Here is a 22,658-nt window from a genome sequence, read left to right as displayed (position 1 = left end):
TCCTTTTGAAAAGGCGCTCGGCAAGCCTATGGAGTAGCATGGCCGCATACGATTCCAGGAGTGCGCCATGTCTGTAGCGGTGATTCAAATGGTCAGCCAGAGCGATGTGCTGGCCAATCTGGCCCAGGCCCGTCGCCTGCTCGAACAGGCGGCCACCGGCGGCGCGAAGCTCGCGGTATTGCCGGAAAACTTCGCCGCCATGGGCCGGCGCGACATTGCCGACATCGGGCGCGCCGAAGCACTGGGCGAAGGCCCGATCCTGCCCTGGTTGAAACAGACCGCACGCGACCTCAAGTTATGGATTGTGGCCGGCACATTGCCGTTGCCGCCGGTGGATCAGCCGACGGCCAAAGTGCATGCCTGTTCGTTGCTGGTCGATGACCAGGGCGAAACGGTGGCGCGCTACGACAAGCTGCACCTGTTCGATGTGGACGTGGCGGACAATCGTGGCCGTTATCGTGAATCCGATGACTATGCTTATGGCAGCGGGGTGGTCGTGGCAGACACGCCCGTCGGCCGGGTTGGCCTGACGGTCTGCTATGACCTGCGCTTTCCCGAGCTGTACAGCGAACTGCGCGCGGCCGGCGCGGAACTGATTACCGCCCCCTCGGCCTTCACGGCGGTGACCGGCGCGGCGCATTGGGATGTGCTGATTCGTGCGCGAGCCATAGAAACGCAATGTTACGTGCTCGCGGCTGCCCAGGGCGGGACGCACCCGGGACCGCGGGAAACCTTTGGACATGCCGCCATCGTCGACCCGTGGGGGCGTGTGCTGGCGCAACAGGATCAAGGCGAGGCCGTGCTGCTGGCCGAACGCGACAGCAGCGAACAGGCGTCCATCCGGGCGCGGATGCCGGTGTCCAGTCACCGGCGCTTTTTCTCGCAGGGCGCCCAGCGACCTGCATCAGAACGACGAATTTAAGGCGTAAAGCATATGAGCGAGTTGTTGTCCTCAGTCAGTGAACACCTCCTGGCGCCCGGTGGCGTCACGATCGAGAGCCTGCAAGGTGTGCTCGGCGATCTGGCCGGGCCGGGCATCGATGCGGCCGACCTGTATTTCCAGGGGCAGATCTCCGAGTCCTGGGCGCTGGAAGACGGCATCGTCAAGGAAGGCAGCTTCAACCTTGACCAAGGTGTGGGCGTGCGCGCGCAATCGGGCGAAAAAACCGGTTTTGCCTACAGCAATGCCATCACCCTGGAAGCACTGGGCGCGGCGGCGCGGGCCGCCCGTTCGATTTCCCGGGCCGGGCAGCACGGCACCGTACAGGCATTCACCAGCCAGGATGTCGCGCAGTTGTATGCGCCGGACAATCCCCTGGAAGTGCTGACCCGTGCCGAGAAAGTCGATTTGCTCAAGCGAATCGATGCCGCGACCCGCGCCCTCGACCCTCGCATCCAGCAAGTCACCGTGAGCATGGCCGGTGTCTGGGAACGGATTCTGGTGGCTTCCACCGACGGCGGTCTGGCGGCGGATGTGCGGCCGCTGGTGCGTTTCAACGTCAGCGTGATCGTCGAGCAGAACGGTCGCCGCGAGCGCGGCGGTCATGGCGGTGGCGGTCGGACCGATTACCGCTATTTCCTCGCCGAAGACCGCGCCATGGGCTATGCCCGTGAAGCGTTGCGCCAGGCGCTGGTCAACCTTGAAGCCATTCCGGCACCGGCCGGTACTTTGCCGGTGGTGCTCGGTTCCGGCTGGTCGGGCGTGCTGTTGCACGAAGCGGTCGGTCATGGTCTGGAAGGCGACTTCAACCGCAAGGGCAGTTCGGCCTACAGCGGGCGCATGGGCGAGATGGTTGCGTCGAAGCTTTGTACCATTGTCGATGACGGCACCCTGGCTGGTCGCCGTGGCTCGTTAAGCGTCGACGACGAAGGCACGCCGACCGAGTGCACCACGCTGATCGAAAACGGCGTACTCAAGGGCTACATGCAGGACAAGCTCAACGCGCGCCTGATGGGCGTGGCCCGCACCGGTAACGGTCGTCGCGAATCCTACGCGCACCTGCCGATGCCGCGCATGACCAACACCTACATGCTTGCCGGCGAAAGCGACCCGGCGGAAATCATCGCCTCGGTGAAGCGCGGCATCTACTGCGCCAACCTGGGTGGCGGTCAGGTGGACATCACCAGTGGCAAGTTCGTGTTCTCCACCAGCGAGGCCTACTTGATCGAGGACGGCAAGATCACCGCTCCGGTCAAGGGTGCGACCCTGATCGGCAACGGGCCGGAAGCCATGAGCAAGGTGTCGATGGTCGGTAATGATCTGTCGCTGGACAGCGGCGTGGGCACGTGCGGCAAGGATGGGCAGTCGGTGCCGGTGGGTGTCGGCCAGCCAACGCTGAAGATTGATGCGATCACCGTGGGTGGCACGGGTTCGTAAGAAGTGAGGCTGCGGGTGAGCTGCGAGGCAGCTCACCCGATTCGAGAGTTAACGCAGACCGCGTTGAGTCTCGTCCAGCTCACGGATGTACTTGAAGATTTTACGGCTGGAGGCAGGAGGCTTGTTTTGCGCAACCTCATGCTGGGCCTGACGGATCAGGGAGCGCAATTGCTGGCGGTCCGCGTCCGGGTAGTCGACGACGAATTTTTCCAGAACGGCATCGTCGCCGGCGATCAGACGATCGCGCCAGCGCTCCAGGTTATGGAAGCGTTCGTTGTATTGGCGAGTGGAGGCATCGAGTTGATCGAGCAGAACCAGAATGGCGGTAGTGTCCTGATCGCGCATCAGTTTGCCGATGAATTGAAGGTGCCGTTTACGCGCGATATTCGCGGTGTGCTTGGGCGCATCGGCCAGAGCCCGACGCATTCCGTCGGTCAAAGGCAGTTTTGCCAGCAAGTCGGGCTTGAGTGTTGTAAGGCGCTCGCCAAGGTCAACCAGAGCATGCAGCTCGCGTTTAACCTGGGATTTGCTTTTTTCTCCCGTATCGAGGGAGTCGTCGTAAGAATCAACCATGGTGGCCGTCCGCAAAGAAACGCCGCCATGATAACCAGTCGGGGGCCGCTTGTCCGGCCCGGTCGCTCGATGACCGTTACCGAAAGCAGAATTTGAGTGGAGAACAGCATGAGTGCAGTTGAAAGCGTCGGCCCACAAGCGTTGCCGGCACTGCAGGAGCAAGTCGAGCAGATCATCGCTGAAGCCAAACGCCAGGGCGCCAGTGCCTGTGAAGTGGCGGTGTCACTGGAGCAGGGTTTGTCGACCACGGTGCGCCAGCGTGAAGTCGAAACCGTTGAATTCAACCGTGATCAGGGTTTCGGCATCACCTTGTACGTCGGCCAGCGCAAAGGCTCGGCCAGCACCTCGGCCAGCGGTCCGGAAGCGATCCGCGAGACAGTTGCCGCAGCACTGGCCATCGCCAAGCACACCTCTGAAGACGAAGCCTCGGGCCTGGCGGATGCCGCGCTGATGGCGCGGGATATTCAGGATTTCGACCTGTTCCATCAATGGGACATTACTCCGGAACAAGCCATCGAACAGGCCCTGGCTTGCGAAGCCGCGGCGTTTGCCGCCGACAGCCGGATCAAGAACGCCGACGGTACCACCCTCAGCACCCATCAGGGCTGCCGCGTTTATGGCAACAGCCATGGGTTTATCGGCGGTTACGCATCGACTCGCCATAGCCTGAGCTGCGTGATGATCGCCGAAGCGGACGGCCAGATGCAGCGTGATTACTGGTACGACGTGAACCGCCAGGGCAATCTGCTGGCCGACCCGGTCAGCATCGGCCAGCGCGCTGCGCAACGGGCGGCGAGTCGTCTGGGCGCGCGTCCGGTGCCGACTTGCGAGGTGCCGGTGCTGTTTTCCGCCGAGTTGGCTGGAGGGCTGTTCGGCAGTTTCCTGTCGGCGATTTCCGGCGGCAGCCTGTATCGCAAGTCGTCGTTCCTTGAAGGCACTCTCGGTCAGAAGCTGTTTCCGGAGTGGCTGACCATCGACGAGCGTCCGCATCTGATGCGGGCATTGGGCAGCGCAGCGTTCGATGGTGATGGTTTGGCAACCTATGCCAAACCGTTCGTCGAAAAAGGTGAGTTGGTGTCGTACATCCTCGGCACCTACTCCGGTCGCAAGCTCGGCATGCCGAGCACCGCGAATGCGGGCGGCGTGCACAACCTGTTCGTCACCCATGGCGATGAAGACCAGGCCGCCTTGCTGCGCCGCATGGGTCGCGGTTTGCTGGTGACCGAGTTGATGGGCCAGGGCCTGAACATGGTGACCGGTGATTATTCCCGGGGCGCGGCGGGTTACTGGGTCGAGAACGGCGAAATCCAGTTCGCGGTGCAGGAAGTGACCATTGCCGGCAACATGCGCGACATGTTCAAGCAGATCGTTGCCGTGGGTAATGATCTTGAGTTGCGCAGCAACATTCGCACCGGTTCGGTGCTGATCGAGCGGATGACGGTGGCGGGTAGCTAAGCCTCGACCGCTTCACCAAAAGGCGCGCCACCCATTGGGTGGCGCGCCTTTTTTATTGGCTACAACTCAGATCCCCTGTGGGAGGTAACTTGCCCTTACAGCCTTGTTTTGTTTCTCATTATCATTTAATAATAAATCTCATTATCGAATGAGCCCCGGATCATGAGTTCTGCCTTGCACGAGCAGCCGTACCTCGAAAGCTGGCGCTGGATGAGTCGCCAGATCCGTTGTGCGATGAACCCCGACGAGCCTCGGCTGATCGACCACTACCTGGCCGAAGGCCGGTATCTGGCGTGTTGCACGGCAACCTCACCCTGGACCGTCGCCGAAACCTCCTTCCGTTTGTTGCTCGATACCGCTGCCGATGTCGCGCTGCCGTGGCACTGGCGCACTTACTGTCTCGACCAGGCCTGGCGCCCGCTGCGCGAACTGGAACGTCTTTCGTTGTGCAAATGTCGCCTCAAGCGCTGGCAGAGCTACACCTGGCAACTCGCGACCTGTGAGTTGCAGCCGTCGATTCCTTTAAATGAACTGGTGCAAGGATTTACAGATGACCAAGACACGTATTGAGCGCGACAGCATGGGCGAGCTTCAGGTCCCGGAAGACGCCCTCTACGGCGCACAGACCCAGCGTGCGGTGGATAACTTCCCGATCAGCGGCAAACCGATGCCGGTGCAGTTCATCCGCGCGTTGATCCTGGCCAAAGCGGCGGCGGCACGCGCCAACGTCGAGCTCAAGCAGATCAGCGAAGCCCAGGGCAAAGCCATCGTCGACGCGGCCCAAGGGCTGCTCGAAGGCGATTTCATGCAGCATTTTCCCGTGGATATCTTCCAGACCGGTTCCGGTACCAGCTCCAACATGAACGCCAACGAAGTGATCGCCACGCTGGCCAGTCGCTTGCTCGGCGAGGCGGTGAACCCCAACGATCACGTCAACTGCGGGCAAAGCAGCAACGACATCATCCCGACCACGATTCACGTCAGTGCCGCGCTGGCGTTGCATGAGCAGTTGCTGCCGGCGCTGACGCATCTGGTGCAGGTCATCGAGCACAAGGCCGGGAAAGTTCATCACCACGTCAAGACCGGGCGCACACACCTGATGGACGCCATGCCAGTGCGCATGAGTCAGGTGCTCAACGGTTGGGCGCAGCAGCTCAAGGCCAACATCCGCCATCTGCAGGACTTGCTGCCAAGCCTGCAATCCCTGGCCCAGGGCGGCACAGCGGTGGGTACGGGTGTCAACGCTCACCCCGAGTTCGCGGCGCGTTTCAGCCAGCAGCTAAGCAAATTGACCCAGGTTCAGTTCCAGCCAGGCAAGGACCTGTTCGCGCTGATCGGTTCCCAGGACACCGCCGTTGTCGTCTCCGGGCAGCTAAAAGCCACCGCCGTATCGCTTATGAAAATCGCCAACGACCTGCGCTGGATGAACTCCGGCCCGCTGGCCGGCCTTGGCGAGATCGAGCTGCAAGCCTTGCAGCCGGGTTCTTCGATCATGCCGGGCAAGGTCAACCCGGTCATTCCCGAGGCCACCGCGATGGTCGCGGCTCAGGTCATCGGCAACGACAGCGTGATCACCATCGCCGGTCAATCGGGCAACTTTGAATTGAACGTGATGCTGCCGATCATCGCCCAGAACCTGCTGAGCAGCATTGAGTTGCTGGCCAACTCCAGCCGCCTGCTGGCGGACAAGGCGATCGCCAGCTTCAAGGTCAACGAAGGCCGGATCAAGGAGGCGCTGTCACGCAACCCGATTCTGGTTACCGCGCTCAACCCGATCATCGGTTACCAGAAGGCTGCCGAGATCGCCAAGAAGGCCTATCAGCAAGGTCGGCCGGTGATTGACGTTGCGCTGGAACATACCGAGCTGTCGCGCAGCCAGCTGGAAGAATTGCTCAACCCGGAAAAACTCACCGCGGGCGGCGTGTAAGCCCCGTTACCGCTTTGGAGGCGCACCATGGAGCACTGGAAACGCACGATCGAAAGAGCCAATCGCTTTTTCATGCTGGGCGAATTGGTCGATGCCCGCGAGGCGTACCTGCAGGCATTGGCCCTGGCCCAGGTGCTGTTCGAGCGCTGGGCGGATGCCGACGAAGCGGTGGCGGCCTGCGTGATTTCCCATCACAACCTGGCGGATCTGCACTTGCGTCTGAACCAGCCGGAGGAGAGCGCCGAATACTTGTGTGCCATCCACCAACGGCTGTTGCAGACCATGCAGGACCCGCGGCTACCACAAGCATTGCGAGAAGCCGCGTTGCGCCAGAGCAGCAAGACCTACGTTGAGCTGCTGAATTTCATCAGTGAGCACGGTGAGTACCCGCGTACCCATCGACTGCTGCACATCGATGTCGCTTCGCCTGCGCCTCATCATCATGGAGTCCATTGAACATGGCTTTTACCTTGCCTGCCTTGCCGTACGCCTACGACGCCCTGGAACCGCACATCGATGCGCAGACCATGGAGATTCACTACACCAGGCATCACCAGACGTACATCAACAACCTCAACGCGGCCGTTGAAGGCACCGAGTATGCCGAGTGGCCCGTGGAGAAGCTGGTGTCTGCCGTCCAGCAACTGCCGGAAAACCTGCGGGTGGCGGTGATCAACCAGGGGGGCGGCCACGCCAATCATTCGTTGTTCTGGGAAGTCATGGCGCCCGGCGGTGGTGGCAAGCCCGAAGGCGCGCTGGCCAAGGCCATCGATGAACAACTGGGCGGTCTCGACAGCTTCAAGGAAGTCTTTACCAAGGCCGCGTTGACCCGTTTCGGCAGTGGCTGGGCCTGGCTGAGCGTAACTCCGCAAAAGACCCTGGTGGTGGAAAGCAGCGGCAACCAGGACAGCCCGTTGATGAACGGCAATACCCCGATTCTGGGCCTCGACGTCTGGGAGCACGCCTATTACCTGCGTTATCAGAACCGTCGTCCGGAATACATCAGCGCGTTCTACAACGTGATCAATTGGCCGCAAGTCGCTGCGCGCTATCAGGCCGCACTGGTTTAAGTCTTTTATAAAAACAATCCAAGGCAGGGCTATGGGCACTGAAACACTGGCGATCGGAAGTGGGCGGATATTCCGTTACGCATTTGGATCGTTATTACTGCTGGCGGGTATGAGCCTATTGGTTGCCCATGGGCTGGCATGGCTTGATCTTGAGCCGAAGTTGCTACGTGCACTGCAGGGCGGTGCGATCTGCGCCTTGGGTACCGCGCTGGGCGCGGTGCCGGTGTTGGTGATTCGGCGGATGCCGCAGATGCTCAGCGACACTTTGCTTGGCTTTGGCGCTGGCGTGATGCTCGCGGCGACGGCATTTTCGCTGATCGTTCCGGGCATCTCTGCCGCCGAAGGGCTTGGATTGTCACCCTGGGCTTCCAGTGGGTTGATCAGCTTCGGCATTATGCTCGGCGCGTTCGGGTTGTTCCTGGTGGATCGGAAGGTCTCCGGGGCCAGCCCGGACATGCTGGTCGGCACGCTGGAGCGACCGGTCATTGCTCCGCGGATCTGGTTGTTTGTGTTTGCGATCATCGCCCACAACATCCCGGAAGGCATGGCGGTCGGCGTTTCTGTCGGTGGCGGAATGCCTGGCGCCGACAGTCTCGCCATGGGCATAGCCTTGCAGGATGTGCCGGAGGGGTTGGTCATCGCTTTGGTCTTGGCCGGGGCAGGGATGTCCAGGGTCAAGGCGTTCCTGATCGGTGCTGCATCAGGGTTGGTAGAACCGGTGTTCGCGCTGTTGTGCGCCTGGCTGGTGAGCCTGGCCGAGCTGCTGTTGCCTTTGGGATTGGCACTGGCGGCGGGGGCGATGTTGCTGGTGGTGACCCACGAAGTCATTCCCGAGTCGCGCCGCAATGGTCATGACAAGCTTGCCAGCCTTGGGCTGCTGATGGGGTTTTGTTTGATGATGGTGATGGATACGGCGCTGGCTTGATTTGTGGCAAAGAGCCCTCGCCACAAAAGCTCACCCGTCGGAGTGTTATTCGCCTTCGTCGAAGAAGTTGTTGATCAACGCCACCAGCGCGTTCAGCGCTTCCTGTTCCTGCTCGCCTTCGGTGCTCAAGTGAATCGTGGTGCCTTTGCCGGCGGCCAGCATCATCATCGCCATGATGCTTTTGCCATCGACCATGGACTCTGGTGTACGACCGGCCCGGATCTGGCACGGGAACTGACCCGCCACCCCAACGAATTTTGCAGAAGCGCGAGCATGCAGGCCCAGCTTGTTGATGATTTCGATTTCCAGAGCAGGCATCGCGGTGTGAATCCTTTAGCTGAGGTCGCGGTGGCGAACCTGGACGTTCTTCAGTGATTTTTGCAGCGCCTGCCCCAGACGCTCGGTCAGGTAGACGGAACGGTGATGTCCGCCAGTGCAGCCAATGGCAATGGTGACATAGGCGCGGTTGCTGGCGGCAAAACGCGGCAGCCACTTTAGCAGGTATGTGGAAATGTCCTGGAACATCTCTTCGACATCCGGTTGTGCCGCCAGATAGTCGGCAACCGGTTGATCGAGCCCGGACTGCTCGCGCAATTCCGGTTTCCAGTAAGGGTTGGGCAGGCAGCGCACATCGAACACCAGGTCGGCGTCCACCGGCATGCCACGCTTGAAGCCGAAGGACTCCACCAGGAACGCTGTGCCCGGCTCGGGCTGATTCAGCAGTCGCAGTTTGATGGCGTCGCGCAGCTGGTACAGGTTCAGGCTGGTGGTGTTGATCTTGAGATCGGCGAGGTCGGCAATCGGCCCGAGCAGGTCGCTCTCGACGCTGATGGCTTCGGCCAGCGAGCGGTTGGCGTTGGTCAGGGGGTGACGTCGGCGGGTTTCCGAGAAGCGCTTGAGCAGGGTTTCTTCGTCGGCGTCCAGGTACAGCACATCGCACTGGATGTGGCGGGCACGGACTTCCTCGAGCAGGTCGGGGAAGCGTGACAGGTGGCTGGGCAGGTTGCGGGCGTCAATGGAAACGGCGACCAGCGGCTGTAACAGCTCGGTATGAACCAAGGCGCGTTCGGCCAGCTCCGGCAGCAGGCCGGCAGGCAGGTTGTCGATACAGTAGTAGCCGTTGTCCTCAAGAACGTTGAGGGCGGTACTTTTACCTGAGCCGGAACGGCCACTGACGATGATCAAGCGCATGATTACTGACCGTTTTGCTCGTCCAGGACAACCTGATACAGGGCTTCGTTGCTTGCAGCACTACGCAGCTTTTCGCGAACTTCCTTGCGGTCGAGCATGCTGGCGATCTGTCGCAGCAGCTCAAGGTGCGCATCGGTGGCGGCTTCCGGGACCAGCAGCACGAACAGCAGGTCAACCGGCGCACCATCGATGGCGTCGAAATCGATAGGGGCGTCCAGGTGCATCAATGCACTGATGGGCGAAACACAGCCCTTGAGACGGCAATGTGGAATGGCGATGCCATTGCCAAACCCGGTGGAGCCGAGTTTTTCACGGGCAATCAGTGCCTCGAAGACATCTTGCATCTCCAGGGCCGGCACTTCGCGGGCGATCAGATTGGCAATTTGTTCGAGGGCTTTCTTTTTACTGCCTCCCGGCACGTTCACCAGGGAACGGCCGGGGGTCAGGATACTTTCAAGTCGGATCATGGGTAGGGAGTGTTAACGACCGGTTGCGCCCTGGAGGAGGCTCTGGGTCTTTTCCTTATGCTTTTTGAGTTGTTTATCCAGCTTGTCGGTGAGTGCGTCGATCGCGGCGTACATATCGGTATGTTCCGCGTTTGCGACCACTTCATTCCCGGGAATATGCAGCGTGGCTTCGATTTTCTGCTTCAGTTTTTCGACGGTCATCGTGACCTGCACATTAGTGATCTTGTCGAAATGTCGCTCCAATCGTTCGAGTTTTTCGCCGATGTAGGTGCGAAGAGGTTCGGTCACTTCCAGTTGGTGTCCACTGATGTTGACTTGCATACAGCTTCTCCTTCGTTGCCAGTGCATAAAGCGGTAGATCAGATGATCTACCACTGGAACGCTGTGGCGTGGCTCTACATCAACCGCTTGCGTTCGCTCGAAGGCGCGATCCCGAGGGATTCGCGGTACTTGGCGACGGTGCGGCGAGCCACCTGAATGCCTTGTGCCTCCAGTAAACCAGCGATCTTGCTGTCACTCAACGGCTTTTTCTGATTTTCCGCGGCAACCAGTTTTTTGATGATCGCCCGGATCGCCGTGGACGAGCATTCGCCGCCTTCGGAGGTGCTTACGTGACTGGAGAAAAAGTACTTCAGTTCATAAATGCCCCGGGGGGTGTGCATGAACTTCTGGGTGGTCACCCGTGAAATCGTCGATTCATGCATGCCGACCGCTTCGGCGATGTCATGCAGGACCAGCGGCTTCATGGCTTCGTCGCCGTACTCCAGAAAGCCGCGTTGATGCTCGACGATCTGGGTGGCAACCTTCATCAGGGTTTCATTGCGGCTTTGCAGGCTCTTGATGAACCAGCGGGCCTCCTGCAACTGGTTGCGCATGAAAGTGTTGTCGGCGCTGGTGTCGGCGCGGCGGACGAAACCGGCGTACTGGGCGTTGACCCGCAGACGTGGCACCGACTCCTGATTGAGCTCCACCAGCCAGCGCTCGTTGTCCTTGCGCACGATAACGTCAGGAACGACGTACTCGGCTTCGGCGGACTCGATCTGCGAGCCCGGGCGTGGGTTGAGGCTCTGGACCAGTTCGATGACCTGGCGCAGTTCATCTTCCTTGAGCTTCATGCGGCGCATCAACTGGCTGTAGTCGCGGCTGCCAAGCAGATCGATGTAATCGGTGACCAGGCGCTTGGCCTCGGTCAGCCAAGGTGTCTTGGCAGGCAACTGACGCAATTGCAGCAACAGGCATTCACCCAGGTTGCGGGCGCCGATGCCGGCGGGCTCGAACTGCTGGATGCGGTGCAGGACGGCTTCGATTTCGTCCAGTTCGATGTCCAGTTCCGGGTCGAAGGCTTCGAGGATTTCCTCGAGGGTTTCGTCCAGGTAACCCTGATTGTTGATGCAGTCGATCAGGGTCACGGCAATCAGGCGATCGGTGTCGGACATCGGGGCCAGGTTCAGTTGCCATAGCAAGTGGCTCTGCAGGCTTTCGCCGGCCGAGGTGCGGGTGGTGAAGTCCCACTCGTCGTCGTCATTGCTGGGCAGGCTGCTGGCGCTGGTCTGGTAAACGTCCTCCCACGCGGTGTCGACGGGGAGTTCGTTAGGGATGCGCTCGTTCCAGTCGCCTTCATCGAGGTTATCAACCGTCGGGGCGCTTTCCTGGTAGGAGGGTTCCTGGGTGTCAGTGTTGGGCTTTTGTTCGGCGTTGTCGGCCAAGGGGTCGGAATTATCGAAGTCGTCGCCTTCTTCCTGGCGTTCGAGCATCGGATTGGACTCCAGGGCCTCCTGGATTTCCTGTTGCAGGTCCAGGGTCGACAATTGGAGCAGGCGGATGGCCTGTTGCAGCTGCGGTGTCATCGTCAGCTGCTGGCCCATTCTCAAGACTAGCGATGGTTTCATGGCAGGGGCTTAACACCTTATTCGCCGGCGCACATGCGCCATCCACTACAGGGCGCCGGGGCGCCAAACATAAGCAAATTATATGCCTGAAACTGAAGGGTTTGCCTAGAGCGCTGTAACAATAAAAGCTGCAAAGTTTTGTTGACAGGTTGCTCCGGCTGGCTCCTGAACATCTTTGAAGCGTCGGGTTTGCCTGGAGCGCTGTAACAATAAAAAAGAGTTGATTTTTTATCGAGACAAGCGCTCGTCGACTGCTCTGGCATCTCGGTGTCTTACAGGCGGAATTCGTGGCCCAGGTACACTTCCTTCACCAGGTCGTTGGCCAGGATGGTTTCAGCGTCGCCTTCAGCGATCAGTTGACCGTCATTGACGATATAGGCGGTTTCACAGATATCCAGGGTTTCACGAACGTTGTGGTCCGTGATCAGCACGCCAATGCCTTTGGCCTTGAGGTGGTGAATGATCTGCTTGATGTCGCCGACCGAAATCGGGTCCACGCCGGCGAAGGGTTCGTCGAGGAGGATGAATTTCGGGTTGGTGGCCAGGGCGCGGGCGATCTCCACACGACGGCGCTCACCACCGGACAGGCTCATGCCGAGGTTGTCGCGGATGTGGCTGATGTGAAATTCCTGCAGCAGGCTTTCCAGCTCTTTGCGACGACCGGCCTTGTCGAGTTCCTTGCGGGTCTCGAGGATGGCCATGATGTTGTCGGCCACCGACAGTTTGCGAAAGATCGATGCTTCCTGCGGCAAGTAGCCGATACCGGCCTTTGCGCGGCCATGCATCGGCTGGTGGCTGACGTCCAGGTCATCGATCAGGACGCGGCCCTGGTCGGCCTGTACCAGGCCGACAATCATGTAGAAGCAGGTGGTCTTGCCGGCGCCGTTCGGGCCAAGCAGGCCGACAATCTGACCGCTGTCGATGGACAGGCTGACGTCGCGCACGACCTGGCGGCTCTTGTAGCTCTTGGCCAGATGCTGAGCTTTCAGAGTTGCCATTACTGGGCCTTTTTCTCGTCGGTTTTCTTCTTCGGCTGGATCACCATGTCGATACGCGGGCGCGCCTCGGTGACCTTGCTGCCTGTGGCGCGACCGGCGCTGGCGAGCTTCTTGTCCGTGTCGTAGACAATTTTCTCGCCTTGGGTGACGTTGTTGTCCTTGTCGACAACTTTGGCCTTGTCGATCAGTACGACGCGATTTTGCGCGGCGTGATACTGGATCGTCACGCCCCAGCCCTGAACAGGCTTGGTATCGCCAGCTGTTTGCAATTGCTCGAAGTACGCCAGGTTGCCCACCGAGGTCACTACGTCGATGTCGCCAGCCGGGGTGCGGGTAATGGTAACGGTGTTGCCTGTCACCTTCATCGAGCCTTGAGTGATGATCACGTCACCCTTATAGGTAGCAATACCTTGCTTGTCGTCCAGTTGGGCATCGTCGGCCTGAATGCGGATAGGCTGCTGTTGATCTTCCGGCAGAGCCCAGGCGCTCACGCTTCCCAGTGCTGCGCCCAGACTGAGCAAAATCGGGAGGGTTTTAACGAGCCTCATACTGTCCTCTTACGTTCGATAGCAGGTGTATCCTGCTTTCTTTCAAATACGCCTTCATTCCCTTGCCAGTCGATACACCGCCAGCGCCGTCGATTCTAACGTCTTGCTCGGTCTGCGCATATTGCTGCTGCGGGAACACGGTCATGCGGGTGCTGGTGATCAGGGTTTTACGGTTTTTCTCGTCAAAGCGCGTGATGCGCACGTCATCGATCAGTTCGACCTGTGTGCCATCAGGGTTGACCTCGCCGCGCAGGCTCTGGACGTGCCACGGGAATTCAGTGCCGCGGAACACATTCAGGTCGGGGTTGGTCAGCAATGTCACCTCGGTCGCTTTCAGGTGCTCGACCTTGTCGGACACCAGATCATATTGCAGCTTGCCGTCCGGCAGGTACTGCACGCTGTGGGCGTTGATGGCGTAATAGTCGATCGCGCTTTCATCGACCTGCGTTACCGGCTTGTCGAGGAAGCGTTCCGGGCTGATGTTCCAGTAGCCAACCGCGGCGAATATCGCCGCGATGCAACTGAACATCAGGGTGTTGCGAAACTTTTTGCTCAGCATAGTGGGCTCACAGGTACGCTGCATTGGCCGCGTCGAGGCGGTCCTGGGCGCGCAGGATCAATTCGCAGAATTCGCGAGCGGCACCTTCGCCGCCACGGGCGAGGGTGATGCCGTGAGCGTGTTCACGCACGAAGCTGGCGGCATTGGCCACCGCCATGCCCAGGCCGACGCGGCGAATCACCGGCAGGTCCGGCAGGTCATCGCCGAGGTAGGCCACCTGTTCATAGCTCAGGTTGAGTTGGGCCAGTAGCTCATCGAGTACCACCAGTTTGTCTTCGCGTCCCTGATACAGATGCGGGATTCCGAGGTTCCTGGCTCGCCGTTCGACCACCGGGGTCTTGCGGCCACTGATGATGGCCGTCTGCACGCCGGCGGCCATCAGCATCTTGATGCCTTGGCCGTCGAGTGTGTTGAACGTCTTGAATTCGCTGCCGTCTTCGAGGAAGTACAGGCGCCCGTCGGTCAGCACGCCATCGACATCGAACACTGCCAGTTTGATCTGTTTGCCGCGTTGCAACAGGTCCGCACTCATTACATTACTCCTGCACGCAGCAAGTCGTGCATGTTCAAGGCACCGACCGGGCGGTCTTCGCTGTCGACCACGACCAGCGCGTTGATTTTATGGTCTTCCATGATTTTCAGCGCTTCGGCGGCGAGCATCTCGGCACGCGCGGTCTTGCCGTGTGCAGTCATGACCTGGTCGATGGTAGCGCTGTGGATGTCGATGCTACGGTCCAGCGTGCGGCGCAAGTCACCGTCGGTAAAGATCCCGGCCAGCTTTCCATCGGCTTCCAGGATCACGGTCATGCCCAGGCCTTTGCGGGTCATTTCCATTAGCGCGTCCTTGAGCAGGGTGCCACGCTGTACTTGCGGCAACTCTTGCCCGGCGTGCATGACATTTTCCACTTTCAGCAGCAGGCGTCGGCCCAGGGCGCCGCCGGGATGGGAAAAGGCGAAGTCTTCGGCGGTAAAGCCACGGGCTTCCAGCAGCGCGACGGCCAGGGCGTCGCCCATGACCAGGGCGGCGGTGGTCGACGAGGTGGGTGCCAGGTTCAACGGGCAGGCTTCGTGTTCGACGTGAACATTCAGGTTGACCTCGGCGGCCTTGGCCAGTGCGGAGTCAGGATTGCCGGTCACACTGATCAACTGAATGCCCAGGCGTTTGATCAGTGGCAGCAGGGTCACGATTTCATTGGTAGAGCCGGAGTTCGAGAGCGCCAGAATGATGTCGTCGCGGGTAATCATGCCCATGTCACCGTGGCTGGCTTCAGCCGGGTGCACAAAAAATGCCGTGGTGCCGGTGCTGGCCAGGGTCGCGGCAATCTTGTTGCCGATGTGCCCCGACTTGCCCATGCCGACCACGACCACGCGGCCTTTGCTGGCCAGAATCATCTCGCAAGCGCGTACGAAATCTGCGTCGATATGGGGTAGCAGGCCTTGCACGGCTTCTACCTCGAGGCGGATGGTGCGTTGTGCTGATTGAATCAGGTCGCTGGATTGGCTCATGTCAGAAATCGTATAGCCTGATGAAAAGGCGGCGATTATAGCGGTTATGATCGAATCCCTCACGCTAGTTCGTCGCGCATTGTCATCCTTGTTGCCGGAAACCTTCTAAACAGGGCTTTCAACCTGTCATACAGTTGAACATGTCCTGGCTTTGGCCTTGGGGACGCAGCCTTTGCAGTGATATAGTTCGCCGCCAGTTCGGCCTGCCCGGGAGGTATGTGCTTTCGTGAGAAAGTCAGGCGTCCGAGTGAGAGGCTGCATCGCAAGGAGTTTAGATGAGTGCCGATAACGCCTACGCGGTCGAGCTGAAGGGACTGTCCTTCAAGCGCGGTGCGCGCAGCATTTTCAACAATGTCGATATCCGTATCCCTCGCGGCAAGGTCACCGGCATCATGGGGCCTTCCGGGTGTGGCAAGACCACGCTTTTGCGTCTGATGGGCGCCCAGTTGCGGCCCACCAAGGGCGAAGTCTGGGTCAACGGTCAGAACTTGCCAAAACTGTCGCGCAGCGATCTGTTCGATGCGCGCAAGCATATGGGCGTACTGTTTCAGAGCGGTGCACTGTTTACCGACCTCGATGTCTTCGAGAACGTCGCTTTTCCGCTGCGGGTTCACACGCAACTGCCGGACGAAATGATCCGCGACATCGTCCTGCTCAAGCTGCAGGCCGTGGGCTTGCGGGGTGCCATCGAACTGATGCCCGACGAGCTTTCCGGCGGCATGAAGCGCCGTGTCGCGCTGGCCCGGGCGATCGCGCTCGATCCACAGATCCTCATGTACGACGAGCCCTTTGTCGGCCAGGACCCCATCGCAATGGGCGTTCTGGTGCGCCTGATTCGTTTGCTCAACGATGCGCTGGGCATCACCAGCATCGTGGTATCCCACGACCTGGCCGAGACCGCGAGCATTGCCGATTATATTTATGTGGTGGGCGATGGTCAGGTATTGGGGCAGGGCACGCCGGACGAGTTGATGAACTCGGATGAGCCGCGCATTCGTCAGTTCATGACTGGTGAACCCGACGGCCCGGTTCCGTACCACTTTCCAGCGACGGATTACCGCGCAGATCTTCTGGGGAAGCGCTGATGCGCAGAATTTCATTGGTAGAACGCGTTCGCCGCTTCGGCCAGGCCGGCATCGATGTGTTGGCGGTGTTCGGGCGTTCGAGCCTGTTCCTGTTCCATTCCTTGCTTGGCCGGGGCGGAATCGGTGGCGGTTTCGGGCTGCTGGTCAAGCAGTTGCATTCGGTGGGCGTGATGTCCCTGGTGATCATCGTGGTCTCCGGGGTATTCATCGGCATGGTGCTGGCGCTGCAAGGCTTCAACATTCTTTCCAGCTATGGTTCAGAACAGGCCGTCGGGCAGATGGTGGCGCTGACGCTGCTGCGTGAACTGGGGCCGGTGGTGACCGCCTTGCTGTTCGCCGGGCGCGCAGGTTCGGCGTTGACCGCCGAAATCGGCAACATGAAGTCCACCGAGCAGTTGTCCAGCCTGGAAATGATCGGGGTCGACCCGCTCAAGTACATCATCGCGCCACGCTTGTGGGCCGGTTTCATTTCCCTGCCGGTGCTGGCGATGATTTTCAGCGTGGTGGGTATCTGGGGCGGCTCGTGGGTGGCGGTCGACTGGCTGGGGGTCTATGAAGGCTCCTACTGGTCGAACATGCAGAACAGCGTGACCTTCGCGGACGATGTGCTCAACGGGATCATCAAAAGCATCGTCTTTGCCTTTGTCGTGACCTGGATCGCCGTATTCCAAGGCTATGACTGCGAACCCACTTCCGAGGGGATCAGTCGTGCCACTACCAAGACCGTTGTGTATGCCTCGTTGGCAGTACTCGGCCTGGACTTTATTCTGACCGCCTTGATGTTTGGAGATTTCTGATGCAAAACCGCACCCTGGAAATCGGTGTCGGCCTTTTCTTGCTGGCTGGCATCCTGGCTTTGCTCTTGTTGGCGTTGCGGGTCAGTGGCCTGTCCCCGACTCCGAGCACCGACACGTATAAACTTTACGCCTACTTCGACAATATCGCCGGTTTGACGGTCAGAGCAAAGGTGACCATGGCCGGTGTGACCATCGGCAAGGTCACGGCCATCGATCTGGATCGCGACAGTTTCACCGGTCGGGTGACCATGCAGCTGGAAAAACGCATCGATAATCTGCCGGCGGACTCTACTGCATCTATCCTGACCGCTGGCCTGTTGGGCGAGAAGTACATCGGTCTCAGCGTGGGCGGGGAAGACACCCTGCTCAAGGATGGTGGAACCATCCATGACACGCAGTCATCGTTGGTGCTCGAAGACCTGATCGGTAAATTCCTGCTCAATACCGTTAGCAAAGAAGCTAAATGAGGAACTGTTAAATGATCTCTACCTTGCGACGTGGCCTTTTGGTACTGCTCGCGGCGCTGCCGCTGGTAGCCAACGCCGTGGCGGCGCCTTCGGCGCACGATCTGGTACAGGACACCACTAATCGGATGCTGGCCGATCTGGCGGCCAATAAAGAAAAGTACAAGCAGGATCCGCAAGACTTTTATGCGGCGCTGAACACCATCGTCGGGCCGGTTGTGGATGCCGAGGGTATTTCCAAGAGCATCATGACGGTCAAATACTCGAAGAAAGCTACGCCTGCGCAGATGAAGACCTTCGAAGAAAACTTCAAGAAGGGTCTGTTCCAGTTCTATGGCAATGCCTTGCTGGAGTACAACAACCAGGGCATCACCGTTGATCCGGCCAAAGACGAATCGGGCGACCGTACCAGCGTTGGCATGACCGTCAAGGGCAGCAGCGGCGCGATCTATCCAGTGTCCTACACGCTGGAAAAGATCAACGGCGAGTGGAAACTGCGTAACGTCATCATCAACGGCATCAACATCGGCAAGCTGTTCCGCGATCAGTTCGCCGATGCGATGCAGCGCAATGGCAACGACCTGGACAAGACCATCAATGGTTGGGCCGGGGAAGTCGCCAAGGCCAAGGAAGCCACCGACAAGAAACCAGAGCAGTCAGCCCAATGAGTGAGTCGGCAGTCCAGATGGACGAAGCGGGCGAGTTGCGACTCAGTGGTGTGCTGGATTACCGCACCGGCCCTGGCCTGCGTGAGCAGGGCAAGGCGCTGATCAAGGCCTGCAAGGCTGCGGCGCTGGTGGTCGATTGCTCGGCGGTGACCAAGTCCAGCAGTGTCGGGTTGTCGTTGCTGCTGTGCTTCATCCGCGATGCGCAGGCCGCCGGCAAGGCCCTGAGCATCCGTGGGATGCCGGATGACATGCGTGAAATCGCTCAGGTCAGCGAGATGACCGAGCTGTTGGCGCACCCCTGACACGCATCTATAAAGAAGCCCCCCGTCCGAGTCCTGCTTGGCGGGGTTCGCAGGCGCGGGGCTTTTTTGTATGATGTCCGACCCGCGCGCACAGGGCGCCGATTGAGGTTGAGCATGCAGGCCAACGAAGTTAAGAGCTTTCTTGAAGGAAAGCTGCCCGGAACGAAAGTAGAAGTCGAGGGCGAAGGCTGCAATTTCCAGCTGAACGTGATTAGCGATGAACTGGCGGCGTTGAGCCCGGTGAAGCGTCAGCAGCAGGTCTATGCCCATTTGAACCCGTGGATCACCGATGGCAGCATCCATGCGGTCACTATGAAATTTTTCAGCAGCGCGGCCTGGGCCGAGCGCACCTGAGCCCAAGGGCGTCGAGATTCTTATGGATAAATTGATTATTACTGGCGGTGCTCGTCTTGATGGCGAAATCCGCATCTCAGGGGCAAAGAACTCTGCCCTGCCGATCCTGGCTGCCACCTTGCTGTGCGATGGCCCGGTGACCGTGGCCAACCTGCCGCACCTGCACGACATCACCACCATGATCGAGCTGTTCGGTCGCATGGGTATTGAGCCGGTGATCGACGAGAAACTCGCCGTCGAAATCGACCCGCGCACCATCAAGACTCTGGTCGCACCGTACGAACTGGTTAAAACCATGCGTGCGTCGATTCTGGTACTGGGCCCGATGGTTGCCCGTTTCGGTGAAGCCGAAGTCGCCTTGCCTGGCGGTTGCGCCATCGGTTCGCGTCCGGTTGACCTGCACATCCGTGGCCTGGAAGCCATGGGCGCAGTCATCGACGTCGAAGGCGGCTACATCAAGGCCAAGGCGCCTGAAGGCGGCCTGCGCGGTGCGCATTTCTTCTTCGATACCGTCAGTGTGACCGGTACCGAAAACATCATGATGGCCGCAGCGCTGGCCAAAGGCCGCAGCGTCCTGGCTAACGCCGCGCGCGAGCCTGAAGTGGTCGACCTGGCGAATTTCCTGAACGCCATGGGCGCCAAGGTTTCCGGCGCCGGCACCGACACCATCACCATCGATGGCGTCGAGCGTCTGCACACCACCACTTACAAGGTGATGCCGGACCGTATCGAAACCGGTACCTACCTGGTTGCCGCTGCCGTGACCGGCGGCCGAGTGAAGGTCAAGGACACCGATCCGACCATCCTCGAAGCCGTTCTGGAAAAGCTCCGTGAGTCCGGTGCCGAAATTACCTGCGGCGAAGACTGGATCGAGCTGAACATGCACGGTAAGCGTCCGAAAGCCGTCAACGTGCGGACCGCTCCGTACCCGGCGTTCCCGACTGACATGCAGGCGCAGTTCATCTCCCTCAACGCCATTGCCGAAGGCACCGGTGCTGTGATCGAGACGATCTTCGAAAACCGCTTCATGCACGTCTACGAGCTGCACCGCATGGGCGCCAAGATCCAGGTCGAAGGCAACACCGCCATCGTTACCGGCACCGAGAAACTCAAGGGCGCGCCAGTCATGGCCACCGACCTGCGTGCTTCGGCCAGCCTGGTGATCTCGGCGCTGATCGCCGAAGGCGACACCCTGATCGACCGCATCTACCACATAGACCGTGGCTACGAGTGCATCGAAGAAAAACTGCAGATGCTGGGCGCCAAGATCCGTCGCGTTCCGGGCTAGTACCTGCTGCATGGGCATAAGGACATGCCCGTTGATTTGTTGAAGTCGAGCCGTTTTCGGCTCGATGTGTGTCCGGCGCCATTTGCGACCGGGCATGAGTACCTTGATAAGGACTGACGTTTCCCATGTTGACCATCGCACTGTCCAAGGGCCGCATCCTTGACGACACCCTGCCGCTTCTGGCTGAAGCGGGCATCGTGCCGACCGAGAATCCGGACAAGAGCCGCAAGCTGATCATTCCCACGACCCAGGAAGATGTACGCCTGCTGATCGTGCGTGCCACCGATGTGCCGACCTATGTCGAACATGGTGCCGCCGACCTCGGTGTCGCCGGTAAAGATGTGCTGATGGAATATGGCGGCCAGGGCCTTTACGAGCCACTGGACCTGCAAATTGCCCAGTGCAAGTTGATGACGGCCGGCAAGGTCGGTGCGGTCGAGCCCAAGGGCCGCCTGCGCATCGCCACCAAGTTCGTCAACGTTGCCAAGCGTTATTACGCAGAACAGGGTCGTCAGGTCGACATCATCAAGCTGTACGGCTCGATGGAGCTGGCACCGCTGATCGGTCTGGCAGACAAGATCATCGACGTGGTCGACACCGGTAACACGCTGCGGGCCAACGGCCTGGAGCCACAGGATTTCATTGCTGCCATCAGCTCCCGGCTGATCGTCAACAAAGCTTCGATGAAGATGCAGCACGCCCGTATCCAGGCGTTGATCGACACCCTGCGCAAGGCAGTGGAGTCTCGACACCGCGGCTGATTCACCCGCGCGACGTTAAGTCGCGCCCGTCTATCCGCCTCATAGCCAGAATTCTCAGGTGCCCAAGCGGAAACGACTGCTAAGTTAGGGCGCCTGAGTTTTTGCCATTCCTATGAGGCTCTCGCTATGACCGCACCGACTGCAATTCGCCGACTCAACGCTGCTGACCCGGATTTCGCGCATCATCTGGATCATCTGCTGAGCTGGGAAAGTGTGTCTGACGACTCGGTCAATCAGCGGGTGCTGGACATCATCAAGGCCGTGCGTGAGCGTGGCGACGCGGCACTGGTGGACTTTACCCGGCAGTTCGACGGCCTGGACGTGAAGTCCATGGCCGACCTGATCCTGCCGCGCGAGCGTCTGGAGCTGGCGCTCACCCGCATCTCCGTGCCTCAGCGCGAAGCCCTGGAAGTCGCTGCCGCCCGTGTGCGCAGCTACCACGAAAAACAGAAGCAGGACTCCTGGAGCTACACCGAGGCCGACGGCACCGTGCTGGGCCAGAAAGTCACGCCGCTGGACCGCGCCGGTCTGTACGTACCGGGCGGCAAGGCGTCCTACCCGTCGTCGGTGTTGATGAACGCGATTCCGGCCAAGGTTGCCGGCGTCACCGAAGTGGTCATGGTGGTGCCGACCCCGCGCGGTGAAATCAACGAGCTGGTGCTGGCCGCTGCCTGCATCGCCGGTGTCGACCGCGTGTTCACCATCGGTGGCGCTCAAGCCGTTGCAGCATTGGCTTACGGCACCGAAAGCGTGCCGAAGGTCGATAAAGTGGTCGGCCCGGGCAACATCTATGTCGCCACCGCCAAGCGCCACGTGTTTGGCCAGGTCGGTATCGACATGATCGCCGGTCCCTCCGAGATCCTCGTGGTGTGCGACGGCCAGACCGATCCGGACTGGATCGCCATGGACCTGTTCTCCCAGGCCGAGCACGACGAAGACGCCCAGGCGATTCTGGTCAGCCCCGACGCCGAGTTCCTCGACAAGGTCGCCGCCAGCATCGCCAAGTTGATGCCGACCATGGAGCGCGCCGCGATCATCGAAACCTCGATCAATGGCCGTGGTGCACTGATCAAGGTTCGCGACATGGAGCAGGCTATTGAAGTCGCCAACCGCATCGCGCCGGAGCACCTCGAATTGTCCGTTGCCGATCCACAAGCCTGGCTGCCGCAAATCCGCCACGCCGGTGCGATCTTCATGGGGCGTCACACCTCCGAAGCCCTGGGCGACTATTGCGCAGGCCCGAACCACGTGTTGCCAACTTCCGGCACCGCCCGGTTCTCCTCGCCACTGGGTGTGTACGACTTCCAGAAACGCTCGTCGATCATTTTCTGTTCCGAACAGGGTGCTTCCGAGTTGGGCAAAACCGCTTCCGTGCTGGCCCGTGGCGAGTCGCTGACCGCTCACGCCCGTAGCGCCGAATACCGCATCGTTGACGACAAACAGGTGAAATGAAC

The 22,658-nt window shown here is 60.0% G+C and carries 28 protein-coding genes; 17 read left to right on the top strand and 11 right to left on the bottom strand.

Annotated elements, in window-relative coordinates; genetic code table 11:
• The first annotated feature begins 67 nt into the window (after positions 1-67).
• Together KGB28_RS23560 and tldD are read left to right on the top strand one after the other, a co-directional pair.
• On the top strand, positions 68-922 hold the full coding sequence (locus KGB28_RS23560) for a carbon-nitrogen hydrolase family protein (RefSeq protein ID WP_150727440.1): 855 nt from the start codon (positions 68-70) through the stop codon (positions 920-922).
• A 12-nt stretch (positions 923-934) separates the two neighbouring features.
• Positions 935-2,377: a metalloprotease TldD gene (tldD, locus tag KGB28_RS23555; RefSeq protein WP_150727439.1), complete on the top strand. Its 1,443-nt coding sequence runs from the start codon at positions 935-937 to the stop codon at positions 2,375-2,377.
• A gap of 48 nt (positions 2,378-2,425) precedes the next feature.
• On the opposite strand, the gene yjgA is transcribed toward tldD, so the two are convergent.
• A complete protein-coding gene (yjgA, locus tag KGB28_RS23550) occupies positions 2,426-2,950 on the bottom strand; it encodes a ribosome biogenesis factor YjgA (RefSeq protein WP_057716427.1) in 525 nt (174 codons plus the stop codon).
• Between the two features lie 108 nt (positions 2,951-3,058).
• On the opposite strand from yjgA, the gene pmbA reads away from it, so the two are divergent.
• The 6 genes from pmbA (at position 3,059) to KGB28_RS23520 (ending at position 8,327) form a co-directional block, all read left to right on the top strand.
• Positions 3,059-4,405 carry a metalloprotease PmbA gene (pmbA, locus tag KGB28_RS23545; protein ID WP_150727438.1) on the top strand — a complete coding sequence of 449 codons (1,347 nt, stop codon included), beginning with the start codon at positions 3,059-3,061 and terminating at the stop codon, positions 4,403-4,405.
• A gap of 162 nt (positions 4,406-4,567) precedes the next feature.
• Complete coding sequence (locus KGB28_RS23540) at positions 4,568-4,975, top strand: FagA protein (protein WP_223448097.1); 408 nt, start codon at positions 4,568-4,570, stop codon at positions 4,973-4,975.
• On the top strand, positions 4,956-6,332 hold the full coding sequence (locus tag KGB28_RS23535; protein WP_223448096.1) for a class II fumarate hydratase: 1,377 nt from the start codon (positions 4,956-4,958) through the stop codon (positions 6,330-6,332). Before KGB28_RS23540 ends, KGB28_RS23535 begins: the two co-directional genes overlap by 20 nt.
• A gap of 27 nt (positions 6,333-6,359) precedes the next feature.
• Positions 6,360-6,788 (top strand): hypothetical protein, encoded by a 429-nt coding sequence (locus KGB28_RS23530; RefSeq protein ID WP_223448095.1) that lies wholly within the window; start codon positions 6,360-6,362, stop codon positions 6,786-6,788.
• 2 nt (positions 6,789-6,790) lie between these two features.
• Entirely contained in the window at positions 6,791-7,402 is a 612-nt protein-coding gene (locus KGB28_RS23525) for a superoxide dismutase (protein WP_223448094.1), read from the top strand.
• 31 nt (positions 7,403-7,433) lie between these two features.
• Positions 7,434-8,327 carry a ZIP family metal transporter gene (locus tag KGB28_RS23520; RefSeq protein WP_223448093.1) on the top strand — a complete coding sequence of 298 codons (894 nt, stop codon included), beginning with the start codon at positions 7,434-7,436 and terminating at the stop codon, positions 8,325-8,327.
• Between the two features lie 45 nt (positions 8,328-8,372).
• Here the strand turns inward: KGB28_RS23520 and KGB28_RS23515 are convergent, their stop codons facing one another.
• The 10 genes from KGB28_RS23515 to KGB28_RS23470 form a co-directional block, all read right to left on the bottom strand.
• Positions 8,373-8,645: an HPr family phosphocarrier protein gene (locus tag KGB28_RS23515; protein ID WP_046040042.1), complete on the bottom strand. Its 273-nt coding sequence runs from the start codon at positions 8,643-8,645 to the stop codon at positions 8,373-8,375.
• Positions 8,646-8,660: 15 nt separating this feature from the next.
• Complete coding sequence (rapZ, locus tag KGB28_RS23510) at positions 8,661-9,518, bottom strand: RNase adapter RapZ (protein ID WP_150727432.1); 858 nt, start codon at positions 9,516-9,518, stop codon at positions 8,661-8,663.
• Between the two features lie 2 nt (positions 9,519-9,520).
• Positions 9,521-9,985 carry a PTS IIA-like nitrogen regulatory protein PtsN gene (ptsN, locus tag KGB28_RS23505; RefSeq protein WP_008046148.1) on the bottom strand — a complete coding sequence of 155 codons (465 nt, stop codon included), beginning with the start codon at positions 9,983-9,985 and terminating at the stop codon, positions 9,521-9,523.
• A 12-nt stretch (positions 9,986-9,997) separates the two neighbouring features.
• On the bottom strand, positions 9,998-10,306 hold the full coding sequence (gene hpf, locus KGB28_RS23500; RefSeq protein WP_007941242.1) for a ribosome hibernation-promoting factor, HPF/YfiA family: 309 nt from the start codon (positions 10,304-10,306) through the stop codon (positions 9,998-10,000).
• Between the two features lie 74 nt (positions 10,307-10,380).
• A complete protein-coding gene (locus KGB28_RS23495) occupies positions 10,381-11,874 on the bottom strand; it encodes an RNA polymerase factor sigma-54 (RefSeq protein WP_223448092.1) in 1,494 nt (497 codons plus the stop codon).
• 272 nt (positions 11,875-12,146) lie between these two features.
• Complete coding sequence (gene lptB / locus KGB28_RS23490; RefSeq protein ID WP_008054366.1) at positions 12,147-12,872, bottom strand: LPS export ABC transporter ATP-binding protein; 726 nt, start codon at positions 12,870-12,872, stop codon at positions 12,147-12,149.
• The gene (gene lptA / locus KGB28_RS23485) at positions 12,872-13,420 is read right to left on the bottom strand and encodes a lipopolysaccharide transport periplasmic protein LptA (RefSeq protein WP_150727430.1); all 549 of its coding nucleotides are present in this window, start codon (positions 13,418-13,420) and stop codon (positions 12,872-12,874) included. Before lptA ends, lptB begins: the two co-directional genes overlap by 1 nt.
• Positions 13,407-13,979, bottom strand: a complete 573-nt coding sequence (lptC, locus tag KGB28_RS23480) for an LPS export ABC transporter periplasmic protein LptC (RefSeq protein ID WP_223448091.1) — start codon at positions 13,977-13,979, stop codon at positions 13,407-13,409. Before lptC ends, lptA begins: the two co-directional genes overlap by 14 nt.
• Positions 13,980-13,986: 7 nt before the next feature.
• Positions 13,987-14,511 carry a KdsC family phosphatase gene (locus KGB28_RS23475; protein ID WP_007970265.1) on the bottom strand — a complete coding sequence of 175 codons (525 nt, stop codon included), beginning with the start codon at positions 14,509-14,511 and terminating at the stop codon, positions 13,987-13,989.
• The gene (locus KGB28_RS23470) at positions 14,511-15,485 is read right to left on the bottom strand and encodes a KpsF/GutQ family sugar-phosphate isomerase (protein ID WP_223448090.1); all 975 of its coding nucleotides are present in this window, start codon (positions 15,483-15,485) and stop codon (positions 14,511-14,513) included. Before KGB28_RS23470 ends, KGB28_RS23475 begins: the two co-directional genes overlap by 1 nt.
• A 275-nt stretch (positions 15,486-15,760) precedes the next feature.
• Here KGB28_RS23470 and KGB28_RS23465 point away from each other — a divergent pair, with 275 nt between their 5' ends.
• The 9 genes from KGB28_RS23465 to hisD all read left to right on the top strand — a co-directional run bounded on the left by KGB28_RS23465 (position 15,761) and on the right by hisD (position 22,656).
• Positions 15,761-16,570, top strand: coding sequence for an ATP-binding cassette domain-containing protein (locus KGB28_RS23465; protein ID WP_007986707.1), 810 nt, complete (start codon positions 15,761-15,763; stop codon positions 16,568-16,570).
• Complete coding sequence (gene mlaE / locus KGB28_RS23460) at positions 16,570-17,367, top strand: lipid asymmetry maintenance ABC transporter permease subunit MlaE (protein ID WP_150727426.1); 798 nt, start codon at positions 16,570-16,572, stop codon at positions 17,365-17,367. Before KGB28_RS23465 ends, mlaE begins: the two co-directional genes overlap by 1 nt.
• Entirely contained in the window at positions 17,367-17,834 is a 468-nt protein-coding gene (gene mlaD, locus KGB28_RS23455; RefSeq protein WP_150727425.1) for an outer membrane lipid asymmetry maintenance protein MlaD, read from the top strand. Before mlaE ends, mlaD begins: the two co-directional genes overlap by 1 nt.
• A gap of 11 nt (positions 17,835-17,845) precedes the next feature.
• Positions 17,846-18,499, top strand: coding sequence for a phospholipid-binding protein MlaC (locus KGB28_RS23450; protein WP_150727424.1), 654 nt, complete (start codon positions 17,846-17,848; stop codon positions 18,497-18,499).
• On the top strand, positions 18,496-18,801 hold the full coding sequence (locus KGB28_RS23445; RefSeq protein WP_223448089.1) for a lipid asymmetry maintenance protein MlaB: 306 nt from the start codon (positions 18,496-18,498) through the stop codon (positions 18,799-18,801). The genes KGB28_RS23450 and KGB28_RS23445 overlap by 4 nt, the downstream gene beginning before the upstream one ends.
• 114 nt (positions 18,802-18,915) lie before the next feature.
• The gene (locus tag KGB28_RS23440; protein ID WP_020796650.1) at positions 18,916-19,155 is read left to right on the top strand and encodes a BolA family protein; all 240 of its coding nucleotides are present in this window, start codon (positions 18,916-18,918) and stop codon (positions 19,153-19,155) included.
• A 22-nt stretch (positions 19,156-19,177) separates the two neighbouring features.
• Complete coding sequence (gene murA / locus KGB28_RS23435) at positions 19,178-20,443, top strand: UDP-N-acetylglucosamine 1-carboxyvinyltransferase (protein WP_102702535.1); 1,266 nt, start codon at positions 19,178-19,180, stop codon at positions 20,441-20,443.
• A 125-nt stretch (positions 20,444-20,568) separates the two neighbouring features.
• Positions 20,569-21,204 (top strand): ATP phosphoribosyltransferase, encoded by a 636-nt coding sequence (gene hisG / locus KGB28_RS23430; protein ID WP_008018703.1) that lies wholly within the window; start codon positions 20,569-20,571, stop codon positions 21,202-21,204.
• Between the two features lie 126 nt (positions 21,205-21,330).
• Positions 21,331-22,656, top strand: coding sequence for a histidinol dehydrogenase (gene hisD, locus KGB28_RS23425; protein ID WP_150758019.1), 1,326 nt, complete (start codon positions 21,331-21,333; stop codon positions 22,654-22,656).
• Positions 22,657-22,658 lie beyond the last annotated feature (2 nt).

Origin of the sequence: Pseudomonas sp. BF-R-19, from assembly GCF_019956445.1 — a bacterium.
Classification (GTDB): Bacteria; Pseudomonadota; Gammaproteobacteria; order Pseudomonadales; family Pseudomonadaceae; genus Aquipseudomonas; species Aquipseudomonas fluorescens_BH.
The sequence above is the reverse complement of the archived record's forward strand: the minus strand, read 5'-3'. Positions and strand labels throughout refer to the sequence as shown.

What these genes read in the sequence shown, in the direction of transcription:
- lptC (WP_223448091.1), bottom strand. Translation starts at nt 13,979, where the DNA reads ATGCTGAGCAAAAAGTTTCGCAACACCCTGATGTTCAGTTGCATCGCG.
- yjgA (WP_057716427.1), bottom strand. Translation starts at nt 2,950, where the DNA reads ATGGTTGATTCTTACGACGACTCCCTCGATACGGGAGAAAAAAGCAAA.
- rapZ (WP_150727432.1), bottom strand. Translation starts at nt 9,518, where the DNA reads ATGCGCTTGATCATCGTCAGTGGCCGTTCCGGCTCAGGTAAAAGTACC.
- KGB28_RS23520 (WP_223448093.1), top strand. Translation starts at nt 7,434, where the DNA reads ATGGGCACTGAAACACTGGCGATCGGAAGTGGGCGGATATTCCGTTAC.
- tldD (WP_150727439.1), top strand. Translation starts at nt 935, where the DNA reads ATGAGCGAGTTGTTGTCCTCAGTCAGTGAACACCTCCTGGCGCCCGGT.
- hisG (WP_008018703.1), top strand. Translation starts at nt 20,569, where the DNA reads ATGTTGACCATCGCACTGTCCAAGGGCCGCATCCTTGACGACACCCTG.
- KGB28_RS23540 (WP_223448097.1), top strand. Translation starts at nt 4,568, where the DNA reads ATGAGTTCTGCCTTGCACGAGCAGCCGTACCTCGAAAGCTGGCGCTGG.
- KGB28_RS23465 (WP_007986707.1), top strand. Translation starts at nt 15,761, where the DNA reads ATGAGTGCCGATAACGCCTACGCGGTCGAGCTGAAGGGACTGTCCTTC.
- KGB28_RS23450 (WP_150727424.1), top strand. Translation starts at nt 17,846, where the DNA reads ATGATCTCTACCTTGCGACGTGGCCTTTTGGTACTGCTCGCGGCGCTG.
- KGB28_RS23560 (WP_150727440.1), top strand. Translation starts at nt 68, where the DNA reads ATGTCTGTAGCGGTGATTCAAATGGTCAGCCAGAGCGATGTGCTGGCC.
- KGB28_RS23440 (WP_020796650.1), top strand. Translation starts at nt 18,916, where the DNA reads ATGCAGGCCAACGAAGTTAAGAGCTTTCTTGAAGGAAAGCTGCCCGGA.
- lptB (WP_008054366.1), bottom strand. Translation starts at nt 12,872, where the DNA reads ATGGCAACTCTGAAAGCTCAGCATCTGGCCAAGAGCTACAAGAGCCGC.
- KGB28_RS23495 (WP_223448092.1), bottom strand. Translation starts at nt 11,874, where the DNA reads ATGAAACCATCGCTAGTCTTGAGAATGGGCCAGCAGCTGACGATGACA.
- lptA (WP_150727430.1), bottom strand. Translation starts at nt 13,420, where the DNA reads ATGAGGCTCGTTAAAACCCTCCCGATTTTGCTCAGTCTGGGCGCAGCA.
- KGB28_RS23525 (WP_223448094.1), top strand. Translation starts at nt 6,791, where the DNA reads ATGGCTTTTACCTTGCCTGCCTTGCCGTACGCCTACGACGCCCTGGAA.
- mlaD (WP_150727425.1), top strand. Translation starts at nt 17,367, where the DNA reads ATGCAAAACCGCACCCTGGAAATCGGTGTCGGCCTTTTCTTGCTGGCT.
- KGB28_RS23475 (WP_007970265.1), bottom strand. Translation starts at nt 14,511, where the DNA reads ATGAGTGCGGACCTGTTGCAACGCGGCAAACAGATCAAACTGGCAGTG.
- mlaE (WP_150727426.1), top strand. Translation starts at nt 16,570, where the DNA reads ATGCGCAGAATTTCATTGGTAGAACGCGTTCGCCGCTTCGGCCAGGCC.
- KGB28_RS23470 (WP_223448090.1), bottom strand. Translation starts at nt 15,485, where the DNA reads ATGAGCCAATCCAGCGACCTGATTCAATCAGCACAACGCACCATCCGC.
- murA (WP_102702535.1), top strand. Translation starts at nt 19,178, where the DNA reads ATGGATAAATTGATTATTACTGGCGGTGCTCGTCTTGATGGCGAAATC.
- KGB28_RS23530 (WP_223448095.1), top strand. Translation starts at nt 6,360, where the DNA reads ATGGAGCACTGGAAACGCACGATCGAAAGAGCCAATCGCTTTTTCATG.
- KGB28_RS23515 (WP_046040042.1), bottom strand. Translation starts at nt 8,645, where the DNA reads ATGCCTGCTCTGGAAATCGAAATCATCAACAAGCTGGGCCTGCATGCT.
- KGB28_RS23535 (WP_223448096.1), top strand. Translation starts at nt 4,956, where the DNA reads ATGACCAAGACACGTATTGAGCGCGACAGCATGGGCGAGCTTCAGGTC.
- hisD (WP_150758019.1), top strand. Translation starts at nt 21,331, where the DNA reads ATGACCGCACCGACTGCAATTCGCCGACTCAACGCTGCTGACCCGGAT.
- pmbA (WP_150727438.1), top strand. Translation starts at nt 3,059, where the DNA reads ATGAGTGCAGTTGAAAGCGTCGGCCCACAAGCGTTGCCGGCACTGCAG.
- hpf (WP_007941242.1), bottom strand. Translation starts at nt 10,306, where the DNA reads ATGCAAGTCAACATCAGTGGACACCAACTGGAAGTGACCGAACCTCTT.
- KGB28_RS23445 (WP_223448089.1), top strand. Translation starts at nt 18,496, where the DNA reads ATGAGTGAGTCGGCAGTCCAGATGGACGAAGCGGGCGAGTTGCGACTC.
- ptsN (WP_008046148.1), bottom strand. Translation starts at nt 9,985, where the DNA reads ATGATCCGACTTGAAAGTATCCTGACCCCCGGCCGTTCCCTGGTGAAC.